Genomic DNA, 1,543 nt, shown 5'->3' with positions numbered 1-1,543 from the left:
TTTTTCGATTGATAATTCAACCAAAAGTGGCTCACATTTAAATTAACAAATACAATTCATTGAATTATTTAATTATTTAAATTGTGGAAATTACAACATTAAAATTTATAGAAATTCACAAAATGGTAATTTTAAAGCAAATTATCTTCAAGTAAAAGTATTAGATAAAGACAGTCAAAAAATTGGATATATAGGTATTTACGGAGATGATACAGACAATTATTTCACTTTTAATTCTGTAATTGTTGATAATGGGGAAAAATGTAAATTTGGAAATTATATTGAAATAAAAAAATTTGAAAGAATATCTGCCAAATCTTTTAATGAATTCAAATATAAATTTATTCCTTCTCCTCAAAACAAACGAAAAATAAATACAGATAAAAAATGTTCTTTTACTTTAAACAGAAAAATAGTGAATCAAATAAATCGTCAAATTATTCCATTTGGCAATTAAAAAGAAATAAAGATATTCTTATAAATGAAATAGAAAAAACAAAAAAATGGTCCTCTAAAGAAGAAATAATAGAATTTATTAATGAAAATTTTAACAAATTCTAAGTATAAATTTCCACTTTCAGTTGAATTACCCCGCCTATATTTTGAAAATTTTAGAGGAAAGTGTTTTTCTACTGTTGCATACGGCCATGTGTTCAATTCGTATAGCTATTCGTCTTACACAATATCCCCAGGTGTATTAGTCTGGATCATTCCTATCCTGCTTTTTGACATTCTCATTGTGCCTTTATGTGACTTATCTTCTTTATCTGTAAATTACATTAACAAAAACAATTATTTTTGCTATGGAGTTTACGAGAAAATAGAAATATCATACAAGATAATGGTACAATAAATGACAGAATAACTAAACTGACGTCTGATGTTTTAAAATAATGATGTCAAACAAAAATAATACAATAGAAGAGATAACACATCTTAAGGACAAATCAACTAGAAGTACCAATAGAGCTGTTTCATCTTTGAATACAGAAAATAAATCGAAAGTGTTGATTCAAATTAAACTGGTTTTTGAAGGTTTCTTCAATTGATCGATGTTGCTCTCTGTGTGTTTTATTATTTTTTCACACTTAATAAAATATTATGGCTCAATTTTAGATTGACAAATACACTTCAACAATTAAAATCAATTGAAAAATACTATATATCCATGCCAGAGCGTCAAGATTGTAGAAATAAATTGATTGAAAGAAGCTATGAAATGGATACAAAACTTAAATTATCAAAAAGAGAATATAAAAATGGTTTATATATAGAGGAATTGTTAAAATGAGAGAATTTGATTATAATGGATTGTTGCTGGCTGAATATCAGGGAAAATTATTTGAAAAATCAGTGGAATTGAATTGTTCTACAGGTATATTTATGCGAAGATTTCTTCATTCGAATTTGCTGGAAAAAATGGATATGAATGAAACGGCTTTTTTGTCTTTAGATGTTCAAGAAGGAATTGATAGTATTTTAGAACAAGGTAGTGTAAAAAATTTATGAAAAACTCGGTATGAGAAGATTGAAATTTGAATAA

At 25.7% G+C, this 1,543-nt stretch carries 2 protein-coding genes; both read left to right on the top strand.

Going from position 1 to position 1,543, the window contains the following annotated elements:
• The first annotated feature begins 1,168 nt into the window (after positions 1-1,168).
• Positions 1,169-1,291: a hypothetical protein gene (locus ACI32A_RS07305; protein ID WP_439754386.1), complete on the top strand. Its 123-nt coding sequence runs from the start codon at positions 1,169-1,171 to the stop codon at positions 1,289-1,291.
• Positions 1,288-1,509 carry a hypothetical protein gene (locus ACI32A_RS07300; RefSeq protein ID WP_439754385.1) on the top strand — a complete coding sequence of 74 codons (222 nt, stop codon included), beginning with the start codon at positions 1,288-1,290 and terminating at the stop codon, positions 1,507-1,509. Before ACI32A_RS07305 ends, ACI32A_RS07300 begins: the two co-directional genes overlap by 4 nt.
• Positions 1,510-1,543 lie beyond the last annotated feature (34 nt).

The organism is Floccifex sp., assembly GCF_051873555.1.
GTDB lineage: Bacteria > Bacillota_I > Bacilli_A > Erysipelotrichales > Erysipelotrichaceae > Floccifex.
The sequence above is the reverse complement of the archived record's forward strand: the minus strand, read 5'-3'. Positions and strand labels throughout refer to the sequence as shown.